Annotated in this window: 19 protein-coding genes, 1 tRNA gene and 1 other RNA gene; 9 read left to right on the top strand and 12 right to left on the bottom strand. The window is 70.1% G+C overall.

Annotated elements, in window-relative coordinates:
* Positions 1-255 precede the first annotated feature (255 nt).
* The gene (locus tag ASF28_RS02075; RefSeq protein WP_056087006.1) at positions 256-1,875 is read left to right on the top strand and encodes a phosphoenolpyruvate carboxykinase; all 1,620 of its coding nucleotides are present in this window, start codon (positions 256-258) and stop codon (positions 1,873-1,875) included.
* Positions 1,876-1,923: 48 nt separating this feature from the next.
* On the opposite strand, the gene ASF28_RS02070 is transcribed toward ASF28_RS02075, so the two are convergent.
* From ASF28_RS02070 to ffs, 3 genes are all read right to left on the bottom strand, one after another.
* The gene (locus ASF28_RS02070; RefSeq protein ID WP_056087003.1) at positions 1,924-2,244 is read right to left on the bottom strand and encodes a YbaB/EbfC family nucleoid-associated protein; all 321 of its coding nucleotides are present in this window, start codon (positions 2,242-2,244) and stop codon (positions 1,924-1,926) included.
* Positions 2,245-2,306: 62 nt separating this feature from the next.
* Complete coding sequence (locus tag ASF28_RS02065; RefSeq protein WP_056087000.1) at positions 2,307-4,190, bottom strand: DNA polymerase III subunit gamma/tau; 1,884 nt, start codon at positions 4,188-4,190, stop codon at positions 2,307-2,309.
* Between the two features lie 65 nt (positions 4,191-4,255).
* Positions 4,256-4,352, bottom strand: an RNA gene (gene ffs, locus ASF28_RS21325) — signal recognition particle sRNA small type.
* Between the two features lie 123 nt (positions 4,353-4,475).
* Between ffs and ASF28_RS02060 the strand changes: the two genes are divergently transcribed.
* Positions 4,476-4,910, top strand: a complete 435-nt coding sequence (locus ASF28_RS02060; protein ID WP_056086996.1) for a DUF5991 domain-containing protein — start codon at positions 4,476-4,478, stop codon at positions 4,908-4,910.
* Positions 4,911-4,940: 30 nt separating this feature from the next.
* Here ASF28_RS02060 and ASF28_RS02055 read toward each other — a convergent pair whose 3' ends face one another.
* Positions 4,941-5,204, bottom strand: coding sequence for a PepSY domain-containing protein (locus ASF28_RS02055; RefSeq protein ID WP_056086994.1), 264 nt, complete (start codon positions 5,202-5,204; stop codon positions 4,941-4,943).
* 155 nt (positions 5,205-5,359) lie between these two features.
* Between ASF28_RS02055 and ASF28_RS02050 the strand changes: the two genes are divergently transcribed.
* Positions 5,360-6,895: a YifB family Mg chelatase-like AAA ATPase gene (locus ASF28_RS02050; RefSeq protein ID WP_056086991.1), complete on the top strand. Its 1,536-nt coding sequence runs from the start codon at positions 5,360-5,362 to the stop codon at positions 6,893-6,895.
* A gap of 1 nt (position 6,896) precedes the next feature.
* On the opposite strand, the gene ASF28_RS02045 is transcribed toward ASF28_RS02050, so the two are convergent.
* The 3 genes from ASF28_RS02045 to ASF28_RS02035 all read right to left on the bottom strand — a co-directional run bounded on the left by ASF28_RS02045 (position 6,897) and on the right by ASF28_RS02035 (position 11,641).
* Positions 6,897-8,330 (bottom strand): mannose-1-phosphate guanylyltransferase/mannose-6-phosphate isomerase, encoded by a 1,434-nt coding sequence (locus ASF28_RS02045; protein WP_056086989.1) that lies wholly within the window; start codon positions 8,328-8,330, stop codon positions 6,897-6,899.
* A 57-nt stretch (positions 8,331-8,387) separates the two neighbouring features.
* Entirely contained in the window at positions 8,388-10,553 is a 2,166-nt protein-coding gene (scpA, locus tag ASF28_RS02040) for a methylmalonyl-CoA mutase (RefSeq protein WP_056086986.1), read from the bottom strand.
* A gap of 179 nt (positions 10,554-10,732) precedes the next feature.
* Complete coding sequence (locus ASF28_RS02035; protein ID WP_056086983.1) at positions 10,733-11,641, bottom strand: N-formylglutamate amidohydrolase; 909 nt, start codon at positions 11,639-11,641, stop codon at positions 10,733-10,735.
* Between the two features lie 229 nt (positions 11,642-11,870).
* Here ASF28_RS02035 and cpdR point away from each other — a divergent pair, with 229 nt between their 5' ends.
* From cpdR to ASF28_RS02015, 4 genes are all read left to right on the top strand, one after another.
* Complete coding sequence (gene cpdR / locus ASF28_RS02030; protein WP_003603128.1) at positions 11,871-12,227, top strand: cell cycle two-component system response regulator CpdR; 357 nt, start codon at positions 11,871-11,873, stop codon at positions 12,225-12,227.
* Positions 12,228-12,319: 92 nt separating this feature from the next.
* Positions 12,320-12,580 (top strand): glutaredoxin 3, encoded by a 261-nt coding sequence (gene grxC / locus ASF28_RS02025; RefSeq protein ID WP_056086981.1) that lies wholly within the window; start codon positions 12,320-12,322, stop codon positions 12,578-12,580.
* Positions 12,577-13,425, top strand: a complete 849-nt coding sequence (locus ASF28_RS02020; protein WP_274533104.1) for a carbon-nitrogen hydrolase family protein — start codon at positions 12,577-12,579, stop codon at positions 13,423-13,425. The genes grxC and ASF28_RS02020 overlap by 4 nt, the downstream gene beginning before the upstream one ends.
* Before the next feature lie 19 nt (positions 13,426-13,444).
* Complete coding sequence (locus ASF28_RS02015; RefSeq protein WP_056086978.1) at positions 13,445-13,915, top strand: DUF1178 family protein; 471 nt, start codon at positions 13,445-13,447, stop codon at positions 13,913-13,915.
* Between the two features lie 5 nt (positions 13,916-13,920).
* On the opposite strand, the gene ASF28_RS02010 is transcribed toward ASF28_RS02015, so the two are convergent.
* A complete protein-coding gene (locus ASF28_RS02010) occupies positions 13,921-14,409 on the bottom strand; it encodes a disulfide bond formation protein B (protein ID WP_056086975.1) in 489 nt (162 codons plus the stop codon).
* Positions 14,410-14,991 carry a YqaA family protein gene (locus tag ASF28_RS02005; RefSeq protein WP_056086973.1) on the bottom strand — a complete coding sequence of 194 codons (582 nt, stop codon included), beginning with the start codon at positions 14,989-14,991 and terminating at the stop codon, positions 14,410-14,412.
* A 138-nt stretch (positions 14,992-15,129) separates the two neighbouring features.
* Between ASF28_RS02005 and ASF28_RS02000 the strand changes: the two genes are divergently transcribed.
* Positions 15,130-15,214 (top strand) — tRNA-Leu (locus ASF28_RS02000).
* Between the two features lie 3 nt (positions 15,215-15,217).
* Here the strand turns inward: ASF28_RS02000 and ASF28_RS01995 are convergent.
* Complete coding sequence (locus tag ASF28_RS01995; protein ID WP_056086969.1) at positions 15,218-15,919, bottom strand: glutamine amidotransferase-related protein; 702 nt, start codon at positions 15,917-15,919, stop codon at positions 15,218-15,220.
* A 38-nt stretch (positions 15,920-15,957) separates the two neighbouring features.
* Positions 15,958-17,118, bottom strand: a complete 1,161-nt coding sequence (locus ASF28_RS01990) for a ceramide glucosyltransferase (protein ID WP_056086966.1) — start codon at positions 17,116-17,118, stop codon at positions 15,958-15,960.
* Between the two features lie 199 nt (positions 17,119-17,317).
* On the opposite strand from ASF28_RS01990, the gene ASF28_RS01985 reads away from it, so the two are divergent.
* Positions 17,318-18,223: a histone deacetylase family protein gene (locus ASF28_RS01985; RefSeq protein WP_244474861.1), complete on the top strand. Its 906-nt coding sequence runs from the start codon at positions 17,318-17,320 to the stop codon at positions 18,221-18,223.
* 3 nt (positions 18,224-18,226) lie between these two features.
* Here the strand turns inward: ASF28_RS01985 and ASF28_RS01980 are convergent, their stop codons facing one another.
* Positions 18,227-18,799, bottom strand: a complete 573-nt coding sequence (locus tag ASF28_RS01980) for a TetR/AcrR family transcriptional regulator (protein WP_056086963.1) — start codon at positions 18,797-18,799, stop codon at positions 18,227-18,229.
* Positions 18,800-18,885: the final 86 nt, after the last annotated feature.

The following is an 18,885-nucleotide window of genomic DNA, read 5'->3' as shown; positions in this document are numbered from 1 at the left end:
TTACATAGGGTCGCCGACCTCCGGTTTCGCCCCCGCCCGCGCGCCGGAGCGGGAGACCGGGGCGTCAAATTTCTTTTGCCATTGTCGCAAACGTGATTTGTCGGCAAGATTTGAGCAATCGAGCACAAACGGTGCTCGTGGGCGGTGCCTCATGGGACGGCGAACCTGCGCGCGGCGGACCTGAACGACCGCGCGGACGTCCCAGACAACGAGTTCGGCCCGGAGGAGCGATCAGGTGCCCGAGGAGGAACGCGCATGACCAATATCGGACTTTTCAACTCGGGCCACGGCGCCGAAGCCATCGGCTTTCGCCAGTTGAAGGCGGTGCACTGGAATCTCGAGGCCCCGCGGCTCTACGAGGAAGCCCTGCGCCGGAGTGAGGCCGAACTCGCGCGGGGCGGCGCCCTGGTGGCGACCACCGGCAGCCATACCGGGCGTTCGCCCAAGGACAAGTTCGTAGTGCGGGACGCCGACACCGAAGACCAAGTCTGGTGGGAGAACAACGGGGCGATCACGGCCGAGCAGTTCGAGACCCTGTTCCAGGATTTTCTCGGCCATGCCGAGGGCCGCGAGCTGTTCGCCCAGGACCTCCACGGCGGCGCCGATCCGTGCCACCGGGTGAAGGCCCGGGTGTTCACGGAGCTCGCCTGGCATTCGCTGTTCATCCGCAACCTGCTGATCCGGCCCGAGCGCGAGACCCTGTCCGATTTCGTGCCGGAGCTGACGATCATCGACCTGCCGAGCTTCGAGGCCGAGCCGCACCGCCACGGCTGCCGCTCGAAGACGGTCATCGCCATCGATTTTTCCCGCCGCATCGTCCTCATCGGCGGGTCGGCCTATGCCGGTGAGATGAAGAAGTCGGTCTTCACCTACCTCAACTACCGCCTGCCCAAGGTCGGTGTGATGCCGATGCACTGCTCGGCCAACGCCGCCCTCGACGAGGCCGGCCAGTCGGCCCTGTTCTTCGGCCTTTCGGGCACGGGCAAGACCACCCTCTCAAACGATTCCTCGCGCATGCTGCTCGGTGACGACGAGCACGGCTGGAGCCCGGACGGGATCTTCAACTTCGAGGGTGGCTGCTACGCCAAGACCATCCGCCTCTCGCGCAACGCCGAACCGGAGATCTACGCCACCACCGAGCGCTTCGGCACAGTGATGGAGAACGTGGTCATCGACCCCGAGACCCGGGTGCCGGATTTCGACGACGCCTCGCGCACGGAGAACACCCGCTGCGCCTATCCCCTCGACTTTATCGCCAACGCGAGCAGCACAGGGCGGGCGGCGCACCCGAAGACCATCGTCATGCTCACCTGCGACGCCTTCGGGGTGATGCCGCCCATCGCCCGGCTCACGGGGGCGGAAGCGATGTACCATTTCCTGTCGGGCTACACCGCCAAGGTGGCCGGCACGGAGCGCGGCCTGACGGCGCCCGAGGCGACGTTCTCCACCTGTTTCGGGGCACCGTTCATGCCCCGGCACCCGAGCGTCTACGGCAACCTCCTGCGCGACCTCATCGCGAAGCACGAGGTCGATTGCTGGCTTGTCAACACCGGCTGGACCGGGGGCGGCGTCGGCACCGGACGGCGCATGCCGATCCGCGTCACCCGCCGCCTGCTCACGGCGGCTTTGGACGGCTCCTTGTCCCAGGTCGAGTTCCGGCGCGATCCGTATTTCGGCTTCCAGGTGCCGGTCTCGGTACCGGGCGTGGAGCCGCACGTCCTCTCGCCGGTTCAGACCTGGGCCAACAAGGCGGCCTTCGCCGAGACGGCGACGCGCCTCGTCGCCATGTTCCAGGAGAACTTCAAGCGCTTCGCCGCGCACGTCGACGCCGACGTGCGTGCGGCCGAGCCGTCCGCGCAGGCCATCGCGGCCTGATCTTTTGTCAGGGGAGGCGGCCTCCTGGCCGCCTCTTACACGCGAATCCTAAAAAAGCTTCAGGCCGGGCGGCAGGGGCAGGCCCTTGGTCAGTTCGCCCATCCGCTCGGCGGCGACCTGCTCGGCCTTGCCGCGGGCATCGTTCATGGCGGCGACGATGAGGTCTTCCAGAATCTCGCGCTCGTCCGGGTTCATCATGGCGGGATCGAGCTGCACGCCCTTCACCTGCCCCTTGGCCGTCATCGTCACCCGCACGGCCCCGCCGCCGGAGGCGCCCGAGACCTCGACGGTGTCGAGTTCGCCCTGCAGGGCGGCCATCTTCTCCTGCATGGCCTGGGCCTGCTTCATCATGCCCATGAGGTCGCGCATCGTTGGGATTCCTTGGCTGGAGGGCTGTCTCGGCCTGATCTGGGGACGGGTCGGTGCAGGCGCTATGCCTCGCCGTCGGTCTCGTCGGTCTCGGCCTCGCCCGTGGGCGGCGCGTCCGCCGTGACCTCGGGCGCACGGTCGCGTACATCGACGATCTGGGCGCCGGGGAAGCCGGCCATCACCGCGCGCACGAGAGGGTGGGCGGCGGCGTTCTGGTGGCGGGACTCCGTGGCGGCGCGCGCCGTGGCGTCGAGGGTCGGTTCGCCGGCCTCCTTCGAGAGGGCGACGATCCAGCGCCGGCCCGTCCAGGCATCGAGGGCCCGGGCCAGATCGTTGGCGATGGTCTGGCGGCCTCCCTCGGCCAGGCGGAACTCGATGCGGCCCTCCTCGAAGCGCACGAGATGGACCTCGCGCTCCAGGGCCATCTTCAGGCCGATGTCGCGTTTGGTGTCGGCGAGGGCGACGACATCGGAGAAGCGCGTCAGGCGCGGACCCTCGGGCTCGGGCGCCACCGGCGGGGCGATGGACGGTGCCGGGGACGGCGCGACCATGGTCAGGGCGGGGCGGGTGCCGCCGCCGCCCGCGGCCAGGGCGACGACCGGGCGCGGTGGCGCCTCGGACGAGAAGGTCGGGATCGGCGGCAGGGGCGGGCGCCCCTGCGCCGTCACCGGTGCGGCACCGGGTGGCACGTCCGTCGGGGCGCGGGCGGGCGCCGCCAGGGCTTCGCCGCGCATCTGGCGCAGGGCCTCGTCGGGGGTCGGCAGGTCCGCCGCATAGGCGAGGCGGACCAGGGCCATCTCGGCGGCGGCCAGGGGCCGCGTTGCCGTCTGGACCTCGGGAATGGCCTTCAGCAGGATCTGCCACGCCCGCGACAGCACCCGCACGGAAAGTTTTCGCGAGAAATCGCCCCCGCGTTGCCGCTCGGCTTCGCTCAGGGTCGGGTCGGCGGCGGCCTCCTCCGGCACCAGCTTCAGGCGGGTGACGAGGTGGGTGAAACTCGCGAGATCGGACAGGATCACGGCCGGGTCGGCGCCGGCTTCGTACTGGCCGCGCACCTCGGCAAAGCTCGCCGGGACGTCGCCGCGCATCACCGCCTCGAACAGGTCGACGATCCGGCCCCGGTCGGCGAGGCCGAGCATGTCGCGCACGCCCTGGGCGCTCACGTGGCCGGCCCCGTGCGCGATGGCCTGATCGAGCAGGGAGAGGGCGTCGCGCACGGACCCTTCCGCCGCCCGCGTGATGGCGGAGAGCGCCTCGGAATCGGCCTCGACGGATTCGGCCGCACAGATCCTGGCGAGGTGCGAGACCAGGGTGTCGGCCTCGACGCGGCGCAGGTCGAAGCGCTGGCAGCGCGACAGGATCGTCACCGGGACTTTTCGGATTTCCGTCGTCGCGAACACGAACTTGGCGTGGGGCGGAGGCTCTTCGAGGGTCTTCAGGAAGGCGTTGAACGCCTTCTCGGAGAGCATGTGGACCTCGTCGACGATGTAGACCTTGTAGCGCGCCGAGACCGGCGAATAGCGGATGCCGTCGATGATCCCGCGCACGTCGTCGATGCCCGTATGCGAGGCGGCATCCATCTCCAGAACGTCCATGTGCCGGGATTCCATGATCGCCTGGCAGTGGCGCCCGAGCTCCGGCATGGCGATGGTGGGACCGGTATCGGGGTGCCCGTCGCGGACGTAGTTGAGGCCGCGCGCCAGGATGCGGGCCGTGGTGGTCTTGCCGACGCCGCGCACGCCCGTCAGCATCCAGGCCTGCGGGATGCGGTTGGCCGCGAAGGCGTTGGCCAGGGTGCGCACCATGGCGCCCTGGCCGATGAGGTCGTCAAAATTCTGGGGGCGGTACTTGCGGGCGAGCACCCGGTAGGGCGTCGCGGCCGCCTGCGGCTCGGGAGAACCCGGGAGGCCGGGGGCGTCGCTCGGAGTGCCGGAGGTCGCGTCCATGCCGCCTTGCGTGGGTTGGCACCGCCCTGGTCGGAGGGATGCCGCCACGCGGGCTACAGATCGAAGGTGGGAGGCTGGACGAAGACCCGCTCGGTCTCGTTAGGGCTGCTTCCTTCCGGACCTGACCCGGTTGGCGAGTGAAACGTCCCTCGCCAACCTCCCGTGCGCTATATGGCCGGGGCCGGCGGCGGATGCAAGCGGCCGGATCGAAGCAACCGCGAGGGAGAGCGAAGGATGGTTTCGTCCCACACACGATGGGCTCGTGCGGGCCGGGTTCGCGCGGCCATGGCCGTCCCGGCCTGCCTTTTCGCGATGTCGGCGGCCTTCGCCACCCCGGCATCGGCGCCGTCCTGGGCCGGCACCTACACCTTCGCGCACGACGCGGGCCGGACCACGGGAGGCTCGGCCATCGTCGTCGTCTACCGCCTCGATATCGTGCCGGGTCGGGGAAACCGCGACTGCCTGCTGCGGATCGAGGGGTTCCAAACGAATGAAACCATCGTGTGCAAGCTTCGGGGTGACGCGCGGTCGGTCTCGGTGGATTTTCACACCTACGGCGACGGGCGGATCGTCAACGCCTACGGAACGAAGCTGTATGAGATCGGGGCGCCGCTCTTCAGCCTGGAGCGGAGCGGCGCCCTCGTGACCCGGTGGCAGGCGCTGACCCCGGAGGGCGTCGGCGCGGGCACATCGGCGGTCGCGTTCCAGCGGCAGCGGTGATCCCGATGCGGAAAACCGCTGCCGATCGTCCTACTCGGCCTTGCGCTTGACGATGGCGAAGGTCTTGGGATCGAGCTTCAGGTCGAACTGCTTGCCGTTGGCGTCGATGGCGTCGTCCACCTCGATCTCGTCGTCCTCGACCTCGACCTTCTTCCACTTGGTGAAGCCGGCTTCCTTCAGCACGGCGTCGATCCGCGTCAGCTCCGCGGCAGTGGGCTCGCGGTCGGCGAAGGCGGAGCCGGTGAAGGCAAGGCCGAGGGCGAGGGCGGCGAGGCCGGTGGTCCTGAACGACATGGGGAACTCCTTCGAAATCGTTGGGGTGCGGTGCGAACGACGCACCGTACGATTCTGTTCCCAATTCATCGGGCGTCCTTCACCCGCCGAGGTTGTCTCCCATCCGGCTGCCGCCTAGGCTTGCACGCGGCAAGACATCCCGAGGGCGAAGAATCATGGTCACCCGCGTCGCCACCGTCGCCTTCGAGGGAATCGAGGCACGGGCCGTCGATGTGCAGGTGCAGATCGCGCCCGGCCTCGTGGCCTTCACGGTGGTGGGTCTCGCCGACAAGGCCGTGGGGGAATCGCGCGAACGGGTGCGCTCGGCCCTCATCGCCTCGGGGCTGGCCCTGCCGGCCAAGCGCATCACCGTGAACCTCGCCCCGGCCGACCTGCCCAAGGAAGGCTCGCATTACGACCTGCCCATCGCCCTCGCCGTCATGGCGGCCATCGGCGCCCTGCCGGCCGATGCCCTGGCCGGCTACTGCGTACTGGGGGAACTCGCCCTCGACGGCACCATCACGGCGGTGTCCGGCGTGCTGCCCGCCGCCATGGCGGCCAATGCGCGCGGCCTCGGCCTGATCTGCCCGGCCGCCACTGGCCCCGAAGCGGCGTGGGCGGCGGGCGACATGGACGTGCTGGCGCCGCGCTCGCTGATCCAGCTCGCCAATCACTTCAAGGGCACCCAGGTCATGGCCCGGCCCGAACCCGCCATCGCGGTCCCCGGCGGCCCCCTGCCGGACCTGCGCGACATCAAGGGCCAGGAAGGCGCCAAGCGCGCCCTGGAGATCGCCGCCAGCGGGGGACACAATCTGATCTTCAACGGCCCGCCCGGGGCGGGCAAGTCGATGCTGGCCGCGCGCCTGCCGTCGATCCTGCCGCCGCTGTCCCCGCGCGAACTCCTCGAAGTCTCGATGATCCAGTCCGTGGCCGGGGCCCTGAAGGACGGGGCCCTGTCGAACCGCCGGCCGTTCCGGCAGCCGCATCATTCCGCCTCCATGGCCGCCCTGGTGGGTGGCGGCCTCAACGCCCGGCCGGGCGAGGCGTCCCTCGCCCATGGGGGGGTGCTGTTCCTCGACGAGCTGCCGGAATTCACGCCGCAGGTGCTCGACTCCCTGCGCCAGCCCATGGAGACCGGGGAGATCATGATCGCCCGTGCCAATCACCGGGTGACGTACCCGGCCCGGTTCCAGCTCGTAGCGGCCATGAACCCGTGCCGGTGCGGCCAGGCCCTCGAGCCCGGCTATGCCTGCCGCAAGGGTCCAAACGAGCGCTGCGTCGCCCAGTACGGCGCGCGCATCTCCGGCCCGCTCCTCGACCGCATCGACCTGCGCATCGAGGTCGGGGCCGTCACCGCCGCCGACCTCATCCTGCCGCCCCCGGCGGAGGGCTCGGCCGAGACGGCGGCCCGGGTCGCCGCCGCCCGCGCCCTGCAGACGGCGCGCTACACGGCCGGCGATCTCGCCGCCGGCATCACCAACGCCACCTGTCCGGCGACGGTGATCGAGACGGTGGCCGCGCCCGACGCGGAGGGCGCGGCCCTGATCCGGAGTGCCGCCGAATCCATGCGCCTCTCGGCACGGGGCTTCCACAGCACCCTGCGGGTGGCGCGGACCCTCGCCGACCTCGACGGCGAGGCGACGGTGCGGCGGGTTCATCTCGCCGAGGCCCTGTCCTATCGCGGACGGGCCGAGCGGCCGGTGGCGGCCTGACTCAGCGCCCGTAGATGTCCTCGACGCGGATGATGTCGTCCTCGCCGGTGTAGGAGCCGACCTGCACCTCGATGAGTTCGAGGGCGATCTTGCCCGGGTTGGTGAGGCGGTGCATCGAGCCGATGGGCAGGTAGACCGCCTCGTTCTCGTGGACGAGCACCACCCGTTCGTCGACGGTGACCTCGGCGGTGCCGCGCACCACCACCCAGTGCTCCGCCCGGTGGTAGTGCTTCTGGAGCGAGAGCCGGCCACCCGGCGTGACCATGATGCGCTTCACCTGAAAGCGCTCGCCGATGTCGATGCGCTGGTACCAGCCCCACGGGCGGTACATCCGGCGATGGGCGTCGGCCTCCGGGTAGGCCTTGTCACGAAGCTGCGTGACAAGGTCTTTGACCTGGCCCGAGCGGGCCTTCGAGGTCACCAGCACGGCGTCCGGGGTTGCCACCACCACCACGTCGTCGAGGCCGACCACCGTGGTGAGGAGCTCACCCTCGCTGTGGATCAGGCTGCCGCGGGTGTCGATGGTCTCGACCCGGCCGCGCACGGCGTTGCCCGACGCATCGCGGGGCAGGACCTCCCACACGGCGTCCCAGGTGCCGACGTCGGACCAGGGAAACGAGACCGGGAGGACCCCGGCGCGCTCCGTGCACTCCATCACGGCGTAGTCGATGGAGGTCTTGGGCGCCCGCGAGAAGGAAGCGGCGTCGAGGCGCAGGAAGTCGAGGTCGACCTGGGCGGCATCGAGGGCGGCGCGGGTGGCGTGCAGGATCTCGGGGGCCCGGGCTTCGAGTTCGGCCAGCATCACGTCGGCGCGGAACAGGAAGTAGCCGGAGTTCCACAGGGCGCCATCCGTGATGAGGCGTTCGGCCCCGTCGCGGTCCGGCTTCTCGACGAAGCGCTCCACGGCGTAGGCACCCGGCACCCCGTCGAGGCGCGCGCCGCGGCGGATGTAGCCGTAGGCGGTGGCCGGTCCCGTCGGCTCGATTCCGAGGGTCATGATGCGGCCCGCCCGCGCCCCGATGGCGGCGGCTGCGGCCGCGGCCACGAAGGCCGGCGTGTCGCCGATGACGTGGTCGGCCGCTAGGATCAGCACCACGGCCTGCGGATCGCGCCCGGCTGCGTGCAGGGCGGCGACCGCCACGGCGGCGGCCGAATCCCGCCGCTCGGGTTCGAGCACGATGTCGGCGCTGACCCCGGCCTGGAGCAGCTGCTCGGCGACGATGAAGCGGGCCTCGCTGTTGCTGATGACCGTCGGGCGGCCGAACACCGCCGGATCGAGCACCCGGCGCGCCGTATCCTGAAAGGTGGAGGATTCGGCGTTCACCAGGGGGGTGAACTGCTTCGGCATGCTCTCGCGTGAGGCCGGCCAGAGGCGGGTTCCCGATCCGCCGCACAGGATCACGGGGTGGATCAGTTCGGGATGGGCCTGTGCCATGGTCGATCACTCACGCGAGGGGAGGGCCGTGGTCCAGCAGGGACCGGGCCGCGTGGGTTACTCCGCCGCCTGGCGCGCGGCGTAGCCGAGGCGGTCGTTCAGCTCCTCGATGAGCTTGACCGCCGCCTCCGCGATCACCGTGCCGGGCGGGAAGATCGCCGAGGCGCCCGCCGCGTACAGGGCCGGGTAGTCGCCGGGCGGGATCACGCCGCCGATGACGATCATCACGTCCCCTCGCCCCTGCGCGGTGAGGGCGGCCTTGAGCTCCGGCACCAGGGTGAGGTGGCCGGCGGCCAGCGACGACACGCCGACGATGTGGACGTCGTTCTCCACCGCCTGGCGGGCGGCCTCGTCGGGCGTGGCGAAGAGCGGTCCGATATCCACGTCGAAGCCGAGGTCGGCGAAGGCGGAGGCGATAACCTTCTGCCCGCGGTCGTGCCCGTCCTGTCCCATCTTGGCGACCAGGATGCGCGGGCGGCGCCCGTCGTTTTCCTCGAAGGCTTCCACGAGCTGACGGACCGTCTCGACTGCCGGCGACATGCCACCCACCTCCCGCTTGTAGACGCCCGAGATCGAGCGGATTTCGGCCCGATGCCGGCCCCAGGCCTTCTCCAGGGCGTCGGAGATCTCGCCGACCGTGGCCTTGGCCCGCGCCGCCTCGATGCCCAGGGCCAGGAGGTTGCCCTCGCCCTGCGCCGCCTTGGTGAGCGCGTCGAGGGCCGCATCGACGTCGGCCTGGTTGCGCTCGGCCCGCAGGCGCTTGAGCTTGTCGATCTGGAGCATGCGCACGTTGCCGTTGTCGACGCGCATGAGTTCGATGGCGCGGTCGTCGTCCGGCTTGAACTTGTTGACGCCGACGATGGTCTGGCGGCCGGAATCGATCCGGGCCTGGGCGCGCGCCGCCGCTTCCTCGATGCGCAGCTTCGGGATGCCGGCCTCGATGGCCTTCGCCATGCCGCCGAGCTCGTCGACTTCGCGCAGGTGTTCCCAAGCGCGGGCGACGATGTCCTGCGTCAGCTTCTCGACGTAGTACGAGCCGCCCCACGGATCGACCACGCGGGTGGTGCCGCTCTCCTGCTGGAGGAAGAGCTGGGTGTTGCGGGCGATGCGGGCCGAGAAGTCGGTGGGAAGCGCCAGGGCCTCGTCGAGGGCATTGGTGTGCAGCGACTGGGTGCCGCCCTGCGTCGCCGCCATCGCCTCGATGCAGGTGCGGGTGACGTTGTTGAACACGTCCTGGGCGGTCAGCGACCACCCCGAGGTCTGGCTGTGGGTGCGCAGGGGCAGGGACTTGTCGCTCTTCGGCTCGAACTCCTTGACGAGCTTGGCCCAGATCAGGCGCGCGGCCCGCATCTTGGCGATCTCCATGAAGAAGTTCGTCGAGATCGCCCAGAAGAACGACAGGCGCGGGGCGAACTGGTCGATGGTCAGGCCGGCGGCGAGGCCCGCCTTGATGTACTCGACGCCGTCGGCGAGCGTGTAGGCGAGTTCCAGGTCGTTCGTCGCCCCGGCCTCCTGCATGTGGTAGCCGGAGATCGAGATCGAGTTGAACTTCGGCATGTTCTTCGAGGTGTAGGCGAAGATGTCGCCGATGATCCGCATCGAACCCGCCGGGGGATAGATGTAGGTGTTGCGGACCATGAACTCCTTGAGGATGTCGTTCTGGATCGTGCCGGCCAGCTTCTCCGGCGGCACGCCCTGCTCCTCGGCGGCCACGATGTAGAGCGCCAGGATCGGCAGCACCGCGCCGTTCATGGTCATCGACACCGTCATCTCGTCGAGCGGGATGCCGGAGAACAGGGTCCGCATGTCGTAGATGGAATCGATGGCGACACCCGCCATGCCGACATCCCCCGACACGCGCGGGTGGTCGGAATCATAGCCGCGGTGGGTGGCGAGGTCGAAGGCCACCGACAGGCCCTTCTGTCCGGCGGCGAGGTTGCGCCGGTAGAACGCGTTCGAATCCTCGGCCGTGGAGAACCCGGCATATTGGCGGATGGTCCAGGGCTGGGTGACGTACATGGTCGGGTACGGCCCGCGCAGGAACGGCGCCACGCCCGGGTAGGTGTTCAAGAACTCAATGCCCTCGCGGTCCTCGGGTCCGTATACGCCCTTCACCGGAATGCCCTCGGGGGTCATCCAGGGCTCGCCCGCCGGCGGCACCGGGGCGGTGATGGCGTCGGCCGCGTAGGCGACGGTGGTGAAGTCGGGGATGCGGGAGGGCATGGATGCGTGCTCGTGCGACGGCCTGTTGGCCGGCATTATAGGTAAGCGCGTGGGCCGGGCTACTCCTAACCGCCGCCGGCGCCCGCCGGCATCACGAAAATTTCGTGCCGACCGGTCCAGCCTCAAAAATAGTTGACGGCGACCTCAGGCCATTTTGCCGCTCGCCTCACCGGCCGGCCTCATTCCGCCGCCATCCGGCACGGCGTCCAGTCGTCGATCTCGGCGGCCACCGCTGCCACCACGCCGCGCAGGTGCCAGACCAGCTCGGAAAAGCCGGGCCCGAGGGCGAGGCTCGACTCGTTCATGTAGAGGGCGCGGTTGATCTCGACCTGAAGGGCGTGGCGGCCGAGATTGGGCTCGCCGTAATGCTCGGTGATGAAGCCGCCCGCATAGGGTTTGTTGCGTAGGGTACGAAAGCCGCGTGCCCGCAGATGGTGTTCGAACGCTGCGATGAGCTCGGGCGCGCAGGCGGTGCCGAAGCGGTCGCCGAGGATGAAATCGGCCCGCGCGGCCTCGTCGCGTCCGAGGCTGGAGGACGGCATCGAGTGGCAATCGATGAGGATGGCGTGACCGAAATCGCGGGCCGTGCGCTGGATCAGGCCGCGCAGGGTGCGGTGATACGGCTTGTACAGGGTCTCGATGCGGGTGACCGCCTCCTCCACGGGCAGGCGCCCGCGATAGATCTCCTGCCCGTCCGCGACCACGCGCGGCACGGTACCGAGGCCGCCGGCCACCCGCATGGAGCGGGTGTTGGCGAAAGCCGGCAGGCGCCCGTCGAACATGCGCGGGTCGAGTTCGTAGGGCTCCCGGTTCACGTCGAGATAGGCGCGCGGGAAATGCGCGCACATCAGGGGGGCGCCGAGATCCACCACCGGCGCGAACAGCCGGTCGACATGGGCGTCCTCCGAGCGGCGCAGGGCCAGGGCGTCGAGGCGTGACGCCTCCACGAAGGCGCGCGGATAGACGGCGCCCGAATGGGGCGCATTGAAAACAAAGGGGAGGGTGTGCGCGTCCGGCTCGTCCACGCGGAAGGGCGGGTCGAACCAGGGCTGTCCCGGCGCATCCGGAGGGGCGGTCGACTCTGTCATCGCGGCGCGGGCGCCTCGGTCCGGGCGGGAAAACGCATGGGCCCACTGTGCGGTCCGGCGCGGGCCCTGTCTACCATGACGGTCGCCGTCACGGACCCGTCACGGTGCCGTCGCGCACGGCACAGCCGCCTCGGCCCGACCCCACCCTCCGCCGTTGGCAACGTTCTGTTTACCAAGCTGGTGCTTTGTGGAAAGAACACAGCGACTCAAGGGCACAAGGCAACGTTCGATGAAGATCCTCCTCGCGGAAGACGACAACGACATGCGCCGGTTCCTGGCCAAGGCGTTGCAGAACGCCGGCTACGACGTGCTCTCGTTCGACAACGGTCTCTCGGCCTACAACCGTCTGCGCGAGGAGCCGTTCGAACTCCTCCTGACCGATATCGTGATGCCCGAGATGGACGGCATCGAACTGGCGCGGCGTGCCACCGAACTCGATCCCGACATCAAGGTGATGTTCATCACGGGCTTCGCCGCCGTGGCCCTCAATCCGGATTCGAAGGCCCCGAAGGACGCCAAGGTCCTGTCGAAGCCGTTCCACCTGCGCGACCTCGTCAACGAGGTGGAGAAGCTGCTCGCGGCCTGAAAATCGCACCGTCCCCCGTGCCGAACGCCGCAGTAGGAAGAGTCTCCGGGCTCGCCTATAAGCGGCGTGGATTGCCTTGGGGCCTTTTCGACATGAAGCCGGTCACGATCTACACAACCGCCTGGTGCCCGTACTGCTCGGCGGCGAAAAGCCTCCTGCACGAGAAGGGCATCGCGTTCACGGAGATCGACGTCGAGAAGACGGCCGGCTCGCGGGCCGCCATGGTCCAACGGGCCGGCGGCCGCACCAGCGTGCCGCAGATCTTCGTCGGCGAAACCCATGTCGGCGGCTGTGACGACCTCTACGCCCTCAACGGCGCCGGCAAGCTCGAGCCGATGGTGGCCGCGTCGTGACGGAGGCCCCGCGCTTCGTCGCCGCCTGCGTGCAGATGCGCTCGGGCCGCGATCCCCTCGCCAACCGTGACGCCGCCGTTGCCCTCGTGCGCGAGGCGGCGGATGCCGGTGCGGATTACGTGCAGACCCCGGAGATGACCTCCCTGGTCGAGCGCGAGAAGGCGCGGCTCTTCGCCAACGTCACCGTACCGGACGAAGACCCGACCCTCGCGGCCCTGCGCGAGGTGGCGCGCGAGCGCGGTATCGTCGTCCAGATCGGGTCGCTCGCCGTGCGCAACGGCGACAAGATCGCCAACCGCGCCTTCCTCATCGATGCCGCGGGCGCCATCACGGCGTCCTACGACAAGGTCCATCTCTACGACGTCGACCTACCCAACGGCGAGCGCTGGCGTGAATCCGCCACCTATACGGGCGGCGCCTGCGCCGTGGTGGCGGACACGCCGTGGGCCCCCATCGGCGTGACCATCTGCTACGACATCCGCTTCCCGGCCCTGTTCCGGGCCCTGGCGGAGGCCGGTGCCACGGTCATCACCGCGCCAGCCTGCTTCACCCGGCAGACCGGCGAGGCGCATTGGCACGTGCTGCACCGGGCCCGCGCCATCGAGACCGGCTCGTTCATGATCTCGGCGGCGCAAGGGGGGCAGCACGAGGACGGGCGCGAGACCTACGGACACTCCCTGATCGTCGATCCGTGGGGCAAGGTTCTGGCCGATGCCGGCGGGAACCAGCCCGGAATCATCCTGGCCGAGATCGATCTCGCCCGCGTCACCGAGGCCCGCGCGCGGATTCCCGCGCTCCTGCACACCCGGCCGTTCACCGTGGAGCGGATCGGGCGCCCGGCCTGATCACGCCCCGAGTGTCCGCATGATCCGCTACACCCTGGTCTGCGACGGCGGCCACGATTTCGAGAGCTGGTTTCCGTCGAGCGGATCCTACGACGACCAGGTGGCGCGCGGGCTCGTCGCCTGCCCGCTATGCGGATCCGCGCGGGTCGCCAAGGGCATGATGTCCCCCGCGGTGGCGCGCACCGACCGGGCGGCCCGCCTGCCCGTGACCGACGCGCCCGAGGCCGTGGCGCCGGCGCCCGCACCGGTGCCCCTGCTCTCGGAGCCCGAGCAGCGCGTGCGCGCCCTCATGCGCGCGGTCCGCGAACACGTGACGCGCACGGCCGACGATGTCGGGACCGCCTTTCCGGAGGAAGCGCGCCGCATGCATTACGGCGAGAGCCCGACACGCCCGATCTACGGGGAGGCCAGCCTCGCCGAGGCCCGCGCCCTCGTGGACGAGGGCATCGAGGTGGCGCCCCTGCCGCCGGCTCCCGACGACCGCCACTGACGGTCTCAGCGTTTTGCGGCGGCCGTGCCTGAAACCGACGCCAGAACGAAGGCCACGGCGGCGTTCCAGCCCGCGAGGGAGACGCCGAAGAGCCGCCATGCGGCGGTGGAGCAGTCGGCCACCCGCGTGGTTTCGAGGGTGGCGCGGAAGTCCGTGACCGTGGCGGGCGCGGCCCCGGTTCCCCCGCCGCAATCCGACGGGCCGGGCCAGAACGCCCACTCGGCGCCGGCGTGATAGACGCTCAGTCCGGTGCCATACAGGAGGCCGAGGGCCGCGAGTCCGAGGGCGAGGCGACTGAGGCGCTCGGGCAGGACCAGGGCGAGGAGCCCGAGGGGAATCGCGGCGTAGTACGGGATGCGTTCCGTGAGGCAGAGCTTGCACGGCACGTAGCCGAGCCCCCACTGGAAATAGAACGCCACCGCGAGAGTCGCCGCCGACCCGAGGACGAGGAACAGGGCGCTCCGGCGCAGCCGCAGCAGGGTCGCGTAATCCATCTACAGGAGCACCTTGAACAGGACGAAGCCGAGGATGATGACCGCGACCGCGATGGCCGCGACGACGTTGAGGTGGCGGTCGAGGACGCCTCGGATCTGAACGCCGTAGCGTCCGAGAAGTCCCGCCAGGAGGAAGAACCGCGCGCCCCGGGTGATCAGCGACAGGATGACGAACCAGAACAGGTCGTAATGGGCGAAGCCCGAGGTGATGGTCACGAGCTTGAACGGGATCGGGGTGAGGCCCTTCAGCAGGATCACCCAGTGGCCGTACTCGGCATAGGACGCCTGGAACGTCGCGGCCTTTTCCGACAGGCCGTAGACCCGGAACACCCATTGCCCCACGGAGTCGAACAGCAGCGCGCCGATGGCGTAGCCGAGCAGGCCGCCGGCCACCGAGGCCAGGGTGGTGATGAGCGCGTAGAACCACACCCGGTCGGGCCGGCTCACCGCCATGGGCACCATCATCACGTCGGGCGGCACCGGGAAGAACGAGCTTTCGGCGAACGACACGGCCCCCAGCGCCCAGGGCGCCGACGGCTTGCCGGCGAGCGCGAGGATCCATTCGTAGAGGCGGCGGATCATGGGATCATCTGCGTCCGGAGGGCGGAAAGCGGTGCCCTTTGAGCACAGCCGCGCGGGTGTGGCGAGCGGGGGCCGGAGGTGGCCGGGGAAAAATCACCCCTGGTCCGAATCACGAAGGTGTGCCATGAGGCGGGCGCTGCGGGCGTGGTGGAATTGGTAGACGCGCCGGACTCAAAATCCGGTTCCGCAAGGAGTGTCGGTTCGATTCCGACCGCCCGCACCACGCTCAATCGCCGTTCTCCAGAAACCGCCTGATCCAGCCGCCGAGGCGCGGCCCGTCGTTGGCGCGCCCGAGCGACGCGAGGGCGGCGGCGTGCGCTCCCGGTTCGTGCGGCACCGCCGGGCAATGGCCGGCGATGAGGGCCGTGGCGTAGTCCGCCTCGAATTCCGGATGGACCTGGAACGACAGCGCCCGCCGGTCGGAATAGCCGAGGATGCCGTGCGGCGTGAAGGCGTTGCCGGCCAGCGTCCGGGCGCCGGGCGGCGGATCGAGCACCTGATCCTGATGGATCGCCGGCACGGCGATCTCGGTGACGTCGTCCATCCACGGCGCGCGGGTCCGCACCGTGTAGGTCTGCAGGCCGAGGCCCCAACCCTTTTCGGATTTCGCCACCCGACCGCCGAAGGCCGCGGCCATGACCTGATGGCCGAAGCAGAGGCCGACCAGCGGCGTCTCCGGCGGTACCGCCCTGAGGAAATCCAGAAGGGCGGCGATCCAGGCCAGGGGCTCGTAGACGCCCGCGGGTGAGCCGGTGACGAGGTAGGCGTCCTCCGCCGTAGGGTCGACGGGCAGGATTCCGTCCGCCACCGCGTAGGTGGTGTAGGCGTGGCCGGGGCCGACGAGGTTCACCACCATGCGCCCGTAGGTGGGATAGCGGCCGCCGAGGCGCTCGGGCGGGTTGCCGGTCTCGAGGATGCCGATCTTCATAGGGCGCGGCTTACCAGGGCGCCGGCCGCCCCGGAAGCTCAGGCCGCCGTCGCGCGGGTGCGCAGGCGCGCCGGTGCCTTCGGGCGGATGTCCATGGCGTTGCCGCGCCAAAGGACGGCGCCCCGCATCCAGGCGCCGGCCCAGATCGCCGGGAACAGCGTGTCCCGCACGAGGAACGCCAGGAACAGCCGGGGGCCGCGATGCCACCCGGCCCGGATCGCGAGGGCGTATTCGGCCCCGTACCACAGGGCGGCCAGGGCACAGAGCCAGCCGGCCAGGGCCGGGGAGGGTGCCAGCACGAGGGCGAGGCCGAAGGGCAGAACCGGCCCGGTGCCGATCTCCGGCGCGAAGAAGGCCGGGAAGGTGACGCGGCGCAGGCGCGCCCAGCGCAGCTGCCTCGCCCAGACCTCGGCGAGGCTGCGCCGGCCGAGGGGCTGCTCGAACGGGCTCGCCACGAGGTGGACCCGGGCGCCGGCCGCCCGCACGAGCTTCGTCGCCGCCGCGTCCTCGGCGATCTCGGCGGCGAGCGCCCGGATGCCGCCGCGCGCCTCCAGGAACGGCTTGTGCCACAGCATGCTCTTACCCTGGGCGAAGCCGAGGCCGACGGCCTCCCCGGCATATTGCCAGCGGGCCTGGAGGGTGTTGAGGAACGCGCACTCGATCTCGGCGAAGAAGCCGGCCGGCCGCGCCCCGATAGGCGTCGAGCAGACGAGGCCGGTGTCGTGACGCCACGCCGCCTGCAGGCGCTGGAGGTAGTCCGGCGGCATCAGCACGTTGGAATCGGCCAGCACCACCCAGTCGTGCCGCGCCGCCTCCCAGCCGCGCACGCAGTTGTTGAGCTTCGGGTTGTCGCTGATCCGCTCGTCGCCGACGATGAGGCGCGACGGCACGCCGGGATGCGCCGCCATCAGGCGATGGAGCAGGGGGACGATGGGGTCGGCCCGGTCGGCGACGCAGAAGATGAGTTCGTAATCGGGGTGGTCGAGGCGAAAGCCGCGGGTGAGCATCTCTTCGCTGAAGGTCTCGAGGCCGCAGACCGGGCGCACCAGGGAGACCGGCGCCTTGTTCGGGAAGATGGAGGTGCCGCGCCGGCCGCCGAGGCGCAGGGCCGCCAGCCCGAGGCTTGCAAGATTGATCAGCGTCAGGGCGAGGCACAGGGTCAGGGCGAGGTCCATCCCGGTCCAGCCGTCGTCCATCATACCGAGGTCTCCCGCGCCGAGGCTGCCATCGTGCCGCGCCCAAGTCCTTGTGACGGGCCCAAGTCGTTGTGCCGCGCCCAAGTCGTTCGGACGGCCCTAACAGCCGCTTGGCTTCAATCGTATGACGGAGATCGTGCTGGTCGCACGGCGCGGAGGCATGGATGCGGGGGGCAGTCCCGGGAGCCGGGGAGACGGGGACGTGACGGTCCCGCCCATCGTCTACCATCCGGACTATCAGGCGACCCTGCCCGACGGGCATCGCTTCCCCATGGGCAAGTACCGGCGTCTCTCCGAGGTCCTCCTGGCGCGTGGACTGGCGCCGCAGGGCTTCGTGCGGCCGGAGCCGGCGGGCGTGGACCTCATCGCGGGGGTTCACGACCGGACTTACGTCGAATCCGTCCTCGCCCTGACCGTGCCGCGTGAGGTCGAGCGTGAGATCGGACTGCCCGTCGGAGCCAGCGTCGTCGCCCGTTCGCGGGCCTCCGTTGCCGGGACCCTGCTGGCGGCCCGCCTCGCCCTGGCGCACGGGCTCGCGGGGAGCTCCGCCGGGGGCAGCCACCACGCACGGCGCGGCGGCGGGGCCGGGTTCTGCATCTTCAACGATGTCGCCATCGCGGCCCGCACCCTGCACCGGGAGGGCAGCATCGCCCGCGCCGTCGTCATCGATTGCGACGTGCACCAGGGCGACGGCACCGCCGACTGCCTGTCGGACTCGCCGGACCTGTTCACCTTCTCGCTCCACGCCGAGAAGAATTACCCGACCCGGAAGATCGCCGGCGACCGCGATGTCGGCCTGCCCGACGGCCTGGAGGATGCGGGCTACCTCGCCGCCCTGGAGGCCCATGTCGGGCCGCTCCTCGACGCCGTCGCGCCCGACCTCGTATTCTACAACGCCGGCGTCGACCCCCACCGCGACGACCGCCTCGGCCGCCTCGCCCTCACGGATGCGGGGCTGGCCGCCCGCGACCGCCATGTCGTGGCGGCGGCGCGATCGCGAAACATCCCCCTCGTGGCGGTGATCGGCGGCGGCTACGCCACGGATATCGATGCGCTGGCCGCCCGCCATGCTGGGGTGTTCGAGGCCATGGCGGCGGAGGCCGCCTGAGCCTCAGGCCTCGCCCTCCTTCGGAAGGTCCCGCGCGAACCGCTCCATGGCGTCGAATAAACGAGCCAGGTCCGCACCCTCGAGGGTGTGGAACCCGAGCGTCCGCGTCAGCAGCAGGCCCAGGGTCGCGAAGGTGAGCACCGCGCCCGCACCCGGGCAGCTCGCCACATCCTCCATCTGCGCCAGGCGCTGCTTGAGGAAGGCGTTGAAGCCCACGAAAGCCTCCGGATTCTCCGCCGAGGCCAGCAGCAGGGCACGGGGAAACCCCTCCTCGTCGGCATAGACCTGGCGGACATGGGCGATGAGCGCGAGCGGCAGGGCGGCCGGACCGGGCCCCTGGGCCGCCTCGTGGGCCGCGATGCTGTCGCGGATGGTTGCGAGCTTGCGTTCCGCCAGGGCCTGGATCAGCGCGTCCTTCGAACCGTAATGGTGCAGCACCCCGCCCTTGCTCAACCCCGCCTCCGCCGCCACCGCATCGATGGTCATCGTGCGGGTGCCGACCCGCCGGATCAGGCGCTCGGCCGCGTCGAGGATGATCGTCGGGCGGTCTTCGCGCCGCGTGCGCGCCTTGGTCATCGCTTGCCTGCTAAAAACCGTCTGGACGGTCGGTAAGATAGCCGATAAGGATCGCTGCCGATAGGGTCGCAAGCGAGGCTGGCGAT

The organism is Methylobacterium sp. Leaf99 (assembly GCF_001422375.1).
Taxonomy (GTDB): domain Bacteria; phylum Pseudomonadota; class Alphaproteobacteria; order Rhizobiales; family Beijerinckiaceae; genus Methylobacterium.
The sequence above is the reverse complement of the archived record's forward strand: the minus strand, read 5'-3'. Positions and strand labels throughout refer to the sequence as shown.

Bases quoted from the DNA above. Each gene is read 5' to 3' on its own strand.
- ASF28_RS02065 (WP_056087000.1), bottom strand. From the start codon at position 4,190: ATGGACGCGACCTCCGGCACTCCGAGCGACGCCCCCGGCCTCCCGGGT.
- ASF28_RS02050 (WP_056086991.1), top strand. From the start codon at position 5,360: ATGGTCACCCGCGTCGCCACCGTCGCCTTCGAGGGAATCGAGGCACGG.
- ASF28_RS02045 (WP_056086989.1), bottom strand. From the start codon at position 8,330: ATGGCACAGGCCCATCCCGAACTGATCCACCCCGTGATCCTGTGCGGC.
- ASF28_RS02015 (WP_056086978.1), top strand. From the start codon at position 13,445: ATGATCCGCTACACCCTGGTCTGCGACGGCGGCCACGATTTCGAGAGC.
- ASF28_RS01980 (WP_056086963.1), bottom strand. From the start codon at position 18,799: ATGACCAAGGCGCGCACGCGGCGCGAAGACCGCCCGACGATCATCCTC.
- ASF28_RS01995 (WP_056086969.1), bottom strand. From the start codon at position 15,919: ATGAAGATCGGCATCCTCGAGACCGGCAACCCGCCCGAGCGCCTCGGC.
- ASF28_RS02010 (WP_056086975.1), bottom strand. From the start codon at position 14,409: ATGGATTACGCGACCCTGCTGCGGCTGCGCCGGAGCGCCCTGTTCCTC.
- scpA (WP_056086986.1), bottom strand. From the start codon at position 10,553: ATGCCCTCCCGCATCCCCGACTTCACCACCGTCGCCTACGCGGCCGAC.
- grxC (WP_056086981.1), top strand. From the start codon at position 12,320: ATGAAGCCGGTCACGATCTACACAACCGCCTGGTGCCCGTACTGCTCG.
- ASF28_RS02035 (WP_056086983.1), bottom strand. From the start codon at position 11,641: ATGACAGAGTCGACCGCCCCTCCGGATGCGCCGGGACAGCCCTGGTTC.
- ASF28_RS01990 (WP_056086966.1), bottom strand. From the start codon at position 17,118: ATGATGGACGACGGCTGGACCGGGATGGACCTCGCCCTGACCCTGTGC.
- ASF28_RS02070 (WP_056087003.1), bottom strand. From the start codon at position 2,244: ATGCGCGACCTCATGGGCATGATGAAGCAGGCCCAGGCCATGCAGGAG.
- ASF28_RS02075 (WP_056087006.1), top strand. From the start codon at position 256: ATGACCAATATCGGACTTTTCAACTCGGGCCACGGCGCCGAAGCCATC.
- ASF28_RS02060 (WP_056086996.1), top strand. From the start codon at position 4,476: ATGGCCGTCCCGGCCTGCCTTTTCGCGATGTCGGCGGCCTTCGCCACC.
- cpdR (WP_003603128.1), top strand. From the start codon at position 11,871: ATGAAGATCCTCCTCGCGGAAGACGACAACGACATGCGCCGGTTCCTG.
- ASF28_RS02005 (WP_056086973.1), bottom strand. From the start codon at position 14,991: ATGATCCGCCGCCTCTACGAATGGATCCTCGCGCTCGCCGGCAAGCCG.
- ASF28_RS02055 (WP_056086994.1), bottom strand. From the start codon at position 5,204: ATGTCGTTCAGGACCACCGGCCTCGCCGCCCTCGCCCTCGGCCTTGCC.